The sequence below is a fragment of the Bradyrhizobium sp. genome, from assembly GCF_019244115.1.
GTDB lineage: Bacteria > Pseudomonadota > Alphaproteobacteria > Rhizobiales > Xanthobacteraceae > Bradyrhizobium.
On the sequence record NZ_JAFATE010000167.1, the window covers coordinates 1 to 6,353 of the forward strand.

The 6,353-nt window shown below is 62.1% G+C and carries 5 protein-coding genes and 2 pseudogenes; 2 read left to right on the plus strand and 5 right to left on the minus strand.

Annotated features, from left to right (window positions below):
- From JOZ76_RS07355 to JOZ76_RS07375, 5 genes and pseudogenes are all read right to left on the minus strand, one after another.
- Nucleotides 1-1,021 (minus strand): annotated as a pseudogene (locus JOZ76_RS07355) (excinuclease ABC subunit UvrA); the annotation flags it as partial.
- Between the two features lie 242 nt (nt 1,022-1,263).
- Nucleotides 1,264-1,914 (minus strand): outer membrane protein, encoded by a 651-nt coding sequence (locus tag JOZ76_RS07360; RefSeq protein ID WP_291697964.1) that lies wholly within the window; start codon nt 1,912-1,914, stop codon nt 1,264-1,266.
- A 268-nt stretch (nt 1,915-2,182) separates the two neighbouring features.
- Nucleotides 2,183-2,947 (minus strand): outer membrane protein, encoded by a 765-nt coding sequence (locus JOZ76_RS07365; RefSeq protein WP_291697965.1) that lies wholly within the window; start codon nt 2,945-2,947, stop codon nt 2,183-2,185.
- 226 nt (nt 2,948-3,173) lie between these two features.
- A pseudogene (locus JOZ76_RS07370) lies at nt 3,174-3,936 on the minus strand (outer membrane protein).
- 274 nt (nt 3,937-4,210) lie between these two features.
- Nucleotides 4,211-4,966: an outer membrane protein gene (locus JOZ76_RS07375; protein ID WP_291697966.1), complete on the minus strand. Its 756-nt coding sequence runs from the start codon at nt 4,964-4,966 to the stop codon at nt 4,211-4,213.
- Between the two features lie 462 nt (nt 4,967-5,428).
- Here JOZ76_RS07375 and JOZ76_RS07380 point away from each other — a divergent pair, with 462 nt between their 5' ends.
- Nucleotides 5,429-5,917, plus strand: coding sequence for a single-stranded DNA-binding protein (locus JOZ76_RS07380; protein ID WP_291697967.1), 489 nt, complete (start codon nt 5,429-5,431; stop codon nt 5,915-5,917).
- A 58-nt stretch (nt 5,918-5,975) separates the two neighbouring features.
- Nucleotides 5,976-6,140, plus strand: a complete 165-nt coding sequence (locus tag JOZ76_RS07385) for a hypothetical protein (RefSeq protein WP_291697968.1) — start codon at nt 5,976-5,978, stop codon at nt 6,138-6,140.
- Nucleotides 6,141-6,353: the final 213 nt, after the last annotated feature.

The window sequence follows — 6,353 nt, forward strand, 5'->3', positions numbered from 1 at the left end:
TCTTCAGGGTCTGCTCCTTGTCGGGAATCACGAGATCCTCGTCGACATGCTGCTCGACCCCGAGGCCACCGCATTCCGGGCAGGCGCCATAGGGGTTGTTGAAGGAGAACAGCCGCGGCTCGATCTCGGGAATCGTGAAGCCGGACACCGGGCAGGCGAATTTTTCCGAAAACAGGATGCGCTCGGGGCCGCTCTTATCGTGGATCTTTGCGGTCTTTTTCTTCTCGTCGGCGGCAGGCGCGGAGGCCGCCGGCGCATCCGCATATTCGATCACCGCGAGTCCCTCGGCGAGCTTCAGCGCAGTCTCAAAGCTCTCCGCGAGCCGCTGGCCAATGTCAGGCCGCACCACGATGCGGTCGACCACGACATCGATGTCATGCGGGAATTTCTTGTCGAGAACAGGCGCCTCGGCGAGCTCATAGAAGGTGCCGTCGATCTTGACCCGCTGAAAACCCTTTTTCAGATACTCGGCGAGCTCCTTCTTGTACTCGCCCTTGCGGCCGCGCACGACCGGCGCGAGCAGATAGAGCCGCGTGCCCTCGCCCAGCGCCAGTACGCGGTCGACCATCTGCGACACGGTCTGGCTCTCGATCGGCAACCCCGTGGCGGGCGAATAGGGCACGCCGACGCGAGCCCAGAGCAGGCGCATGTAGTCGTAGATCTCCGTGACGGTGCCGACGGTAGAGCGTGGATTCTTCGACGTCGTCTTCTGCTCGATGGAGATCGCCGGCGACAGTCCGTCGATCTGGTCGACGTCCGGCTTCTGCATCATCTCCAGAAACTGCCGCGCATACGCCGACAGCGATTCGACGTAGCGGCGCTGGCCCTCCGCATAGATCGTGTCGAAGGCGAGCGAGGATTTGCCGGAGCCGGACAGCCCCGTGAACACGACCAGCTTGTCGCGGGGAATCTCGACGTCGATGTTTTTCAAATTGTGCTCGCGCGCACCGCGAATCGTGATCGCGCGCAGGCTCGCATTTCCTGACTGCTGGCGCTGCTTGGCCTTGAGCACTTCATCCATGTCGATCGTCCCAGTCGAATTTCGCTGATCAGGCGCCGCATCGGCGGCGGCCCGCGCCTGATTGATCCGGAGGGTTTTAGCCTGCGAACATAGGCAGAACGATTCGATATTTCCAGTGCGGCCGGCTGGTCATCAACGATTTGTTGACGGGCTGGCAGCAGCGGTCAGCAGAGCGCATTCAACAACGAAAAGGCCGGCGCGAGGCCGGCCTTTTCGTCGTTTGACGTCGGTGAAACCAGACCTCAGAAGTGGTAGTTCACGCCGACCTGGAAGCTGTTCACGTTGAGCGTGCCCGTCGACACGCCGCCGGCGATCACGTTGGAGAAAAAGGTGCCGCCCGAGAAGCTGCGATAGAGATACTCGCCCTTGACCGACCAATGGGGCGCAAACATCGCCTCGATGCCGGCGCCAGCGGTCCAGCCGCTGAGGACCTTGCTGTCGGAAAAGGAGACTCCGAGCACGGACACCCCGAGCTTCGTATCTGCCCAGGCATAGCCGCCGGTGCCATACACCAGAACCTGGTCGAAGGCGTAGCCGATGCGGCCGCGAACGGTACCCATATCCTGGATCTTGGCGCTCGCCGTAACGAAGCCGGGAACGCCGGCGTTCGCCTTGATGTCCGACCAGGCGGCGTCGGCCTCGACACCGAAGACGACCGGGCCGGTCTGCCAGTTGTATCCAAGCGTGCCGCCGGCAAAGCCTCCGCTCATGGCCCCGTTATCGGCATTCTCCTTGCCCCAGCCGCCCATGGCGCCGATGTAGAAACCGGTCCAGGTCGGAAGCGGCGCAACGGCGGGCGCCTTGGTGTAAGCCCGTGCCGGCAGATCAGCCGCGAGAGCCGGCGTCATTCCCAACGCAACCAAGCCGACGGTCGTCAGCAGTACTTTCTTCATTGCAGTCCCCAAATTCCTCTTCGTTTCAATCTTGAGCCGACCGGTATGTCCGGGCGGCTGCTTGCGCGGTCGAATACCTACTTACCCCACGTGGTTGCGAAATACCGTCACCCGGCGGCCACAGTTGCGACGAAAGTGGACACATTCTGCCACATGGAGCGCCGCCTTGCGGCCAATCCCTGGCCAACAAAAAGGCCGGCGCAGGGGCCGGCCTTTCGCGGATTGTGATGGGCTGGCCGATCCGTCGGTCGGCTCCCGAATCAGAACTTCAGTACTTGGCGACGACCGGGCCGCCAAAACGGTAGTTGAGGCGCACCATGCCGAGGTCGACATCCTGTTTGATGTTGTCGGTGCGGGTGTTCGCAAGCGCGGTGGCCGGGAAGTTGATGCTGCTGTTGCCCATGAACAGGTGATCGTACTCGACGCCCACCGACCAGTTCGGTGCGAAGGCGACTTCGAGGCCCGCACCGACCGCGCCGCCCCAGCGGGCCTGCGTGACCTGGTCGAACACGGCGCCGTTGGCGGTGATGATGCCGCTGTACTTGCTGTCGGTCACCGCGGCGCCGCCCTTCGCGTACACCAGCACGTTGTTGAACGAGTAGCCGATCTGGCCGGTGAACAGGCCGAAGGCATCGATCTTGGTCTGGTTGGTGACCGCTGCGGTCAGCGCGGCAGGCGAGCTCAGGTTCGAGCCGCTAAGATTCGCCCAATCGCCCTGCGCTTCGATGCCGAACACCCAACTCGCCATCTGCCAGCGATAGCCGATCTGGCCGCCGACGACGGCGCCGGTCGCGTCATGGCAGCCTTCCGACACGCCGCCGGTCGCGATGCCGTTGACGTTGGTGAGATTCCAGCAATTGTGGCTGGAGCCGCCGCCGCCGTTCAGACCGATGTAGAAGCCGCTCCAGTCATAGAACGGCGACATCACCGGCGCCTTGGTGTAGGCCCTGGGCCGCGCGGCCAAATCCGCAGCTTGCGCAGACGCAACGCTCAATACGACCAGACCGACGCTACCCAGCAAAATCTTCTTCATCATCACTTCTATGGTTCTCCGATCCTCGTTCTGCGTTGGCACGGCGCGACGCGCTCCCACGCCAACGATTGTGCGCCGCGTATAGTCTGCTTCGCGCTGCAATGCCGTCACCGAAGAGCAACATCAGAGGCTGAAAGGCGCCGGAGATTTGTCGGATGTGTCGAAAAAAGGCCGGCACGAGGCCGACCCTGTCGAATTCGGGGCGAATTCGCCGTTTTTGCCGCGATCAATATTTTGAGATGACCGGGCCGCCCCAGCGGTAATTGACGTGGACCGAGCCCATGTCGACGTCCTGCTTGACGCCGTCGATTCGCGACAGGCCGCCGGGCGCCGGTGCGGTCGTATTCAGCGTTGCATTATGATTGCCCATGAACATGTGATCGTATTCGACGCCGACCGACCAGTTCGGCGCAAAACTCACCTCGACGCCGGTGCCGACGACGCCGCCCCAGCGCGTGTCGGTCGCCTGATCGGTCACGACGGCGGTGGCGGTCGCGATGCCCTGATACTTGTTGTCAGTCACCACGGCGCCGCCCTTCACGTACCAAAGCACCGTGTTCCAGGCGTAGCCGAGCTGGCCCGTGACCTGCCCGACCGCGTCCACCTTCGTCTGATTCGTGGTGCCTGCAATGAAAGTCGATGGGTTTGAGGCTTTCAGATTGGCCCAATCCCCCTTCGCCTCGACGCCGAAAACCCAGTTGGCAGCCTGCCAGCGATAACCGAGCTGCCCGCCGACGAGGCCGCCGGTGGCATTGTGGCAGCCTTCCGCGGCGTTCGGGATGGTGGCGAGGCCGAGCGAGTTGGTGTTGGTCCAGCAATTATGGCTCGACGCGCCGCCCGCATTGAGCCCGAGATAGAAACCGCTCCAGTCATAGATCGCGGAAACCACCGCAGGGGCCTTGCTGTAGGCCCTGGCCGGCAGATCAGCGCCGCGCGGGCGCGACGCCCAACGCGACCAGTCCAACAGCACCAAGCAATACCTTCTTCATCACTTAAGCTTTTCCGCGGTTCCAAATTCTGGAGCGCGGCCTGTAGATCTCAGTTCACACGTCCCAACTGCAAACGCTCAATCATTGCTGAAATCTATAGCCTCCCGGCGTGGAACTTGCCGTTACCGAAAAGCAACATCCGCTCCAGAAATGAAACCCAGCGGTCCGCAAGCGCCTTTCGAGGTGGCTCGACACGCTATTGCGTCGACAAAAGGCCGCCACGAGGCCGGCCTTTTGCATGTAGCGCTTTTATTCCCTACAGATTGCCCCGGGGTCAGTACTTGGCCATCATCGGTCCGCCCCAGCGATAGTTGAGCCGGACCAGGCCGATATCGGCGTCCTGGCGAATGCGGTCGGTGAAGCCGTCGGTAAAGGTGATGTTACGGCGGCCCATGAACAGGTGGTCATACTCGACGCCAACCGACCAATTCGGCGAAAAGCCGAACTCCAGACCGGCACCGACAGTACTCCCCCAGCGCGTTTCACGCGCGGACGCGAGCAGAGCGCCCGTCGGCACATCGAAGACGTCGTATTTGTCGCCCACAACAGCACCGCCGCCCTTCACGTAAAGGAGCACGTTGTTCCATGCGTAGCCGATCTGGCCGGTGAACAGACCGAATGCATCGATCCGCGACCGGTTGCGCGTCGGGGTCCCAGTGAGGGCCGAGACCTGCGACAAACTGATGTTGGAGCCGCTGAAATCAGCCCAGTTGCCCTGCGCTTCCAAGCCGAACACCCAACTTGCCGCCTGCCAGCGATAGCCGATCTGACCACCGGCGGTGGCGCCGGTTGCGTTATGGGATCCTTCCGCCACCAGAAGACCCGTTGCCGGATCTACAAAATCCCAGGACTTATGCGCCGAACCGCCGCCGCCGTTCACGCCGATGTAGAAGCCGCTCCAGTCATAGATGGCCGCGACGACAGGCGGGGGCGCCTTGGTGTAGGGGCGCGCCGCGAGATCCGCGGCAGAGGCGGGCGCCGACAGGCCGAGTGCAACAAGACCGGCAGAGCCCAATAAGAACTTTTTCATTGCCCAATCTCCAGCTTGGCTTTTTCGCTTCCGTTGGTCCCCAGAAGCGCTTCAATTCGGACGGGACCGCCCCGTCGATCCAAATTCAGGCATCAATATACCTCATTACGATCCCAAAATTGTCTCCGAACGGCAACACACGCGGAGGAAGTGGAGCTAACATAAGATAATGGAACTTCACGGGTTTTTGACCTGTGAGGGTGCCGTTTTCGAAACGCGCTCCGCGCGCGGGGTCACATGCCACAACCTTACGGATTGTTCATGCGGTATGGCGGGTGATGCGGAACAAAGCTGGAACATTGCCCGCCCTGATGCTATATGTGGATAAGCGCGGATCGGAGCCGGCGAGTTGCGGCGGGCAGGGTATAGGATTTTTGCAAGGCGGCCCTCGGCCAGCCGGACTTTGCCGCCGACGACCCGATTCGGGCGGCCGAAAAGTCATTTCAAGTGCGGAGAGTGGCGATGGCAGGAAGCGTGAACAAGGTGATTCTGGTCGGGAATCTCGGCAAGGATCCGGAGATCCGGCGGACCCAGGATGGCCGGCCGATCGCCAATCTGAGCGTGGCGACGTCGGAGACCTGGCGCGACAAGGCGACCGGCGAGCGCAAGGAAAAGACCGAGTGGCATCGCGTCGTCATCTTCAGCGAAGGGCTCGCCAAGGTGGCCGAGCAGTATCTGAAGAAAGGCGCCAAGGTCTACATCGAGGGCCAGTTGCAGACCCGCAAATGGACCGACCAGAGCGGCGTCGAGAAATATTCGACCGAGGTCGTGCTGCAGGGTTTTAATGCGAATCTGACGATGCTCGATGGCCGCAGCGGAGGCGGTGGCGGCGGCTTCGCGGATGAGCCCTCGGGCGATTTCGGCGTCAGCGGTCCCTCAAGTGCGCCACCACGGCGCCCGGTTGCGGCAGGTGCGCGCAACAGCGACATGGATGACGACATCCCGTTCTGAGAAATAGTTCCAGGACGTCGCAAGCTGGAGTTGCGAGGCGGGCCTCTCGCGCGTCGTCGTGCTGGTCATGCTTCCGCGCGCGGTGCGGAAGGCGCACCGCGACCAGGTCGGCACGCACAGGCGCATCATGATCTCCATGTTTCTCGGTGCGCTGGTGGTCGCCGGCCTGTTCACCCTGTTGCCGGGACGGATCCTGCATCAGGTGGTATTCGGCCCGTCCTGAAGGCCCGAAAAGGGGGCGCTGGCGAGCGGTTGGTAGGGACCATTTCCGGGCTTGCCCGGAAGTACGTAAACAGACTGCTAAGTCTCTGGAAAAACGAAGCTAAAAAGCTCTTCCCGCGGCGCTTTAAGGGTGGTCTGAAAGCCCCCGATGCGCTATATGAGTCAAGGTCGCGGTGGGTCTGACTTTGGCGTCCATGCTGTCCCGTCTGTTGCG

Bases quoted from the DNA above. Each gene is read 5' to 3' on its own strand.
- JOZ76_RS07360 (WP_291697964.1), bottom strand. From the start codon at position 1,914: ATGAAGAAAGTACTGCTGACGACCGTCGGCTTGGTTGCGTTGGGAATG.
- JOZ76_RS07365 (WP_291697965.1), bottom strand. From the start codon at position 2,947: ATGAAGAAGATTTTGCTGGGTAGCGTCGGTCTGGTCGTATTGAGCGTT.
- JOZ76_RS07375 (WP_291697966.1), bottom strand. From the start codon at position 4,966: ATGAAAAAGTTCTTATTGGGCTCTGCCGGTCTTGTTGCACTCGGCCTG.
- JOZ76_RS07380 (WP_291697967.1), top strand. From the start codon at position 5,429: ATGGCAGGAAGCGTGAACAAGGTGATTCTGGTCGGGAATCTCGGCAAG.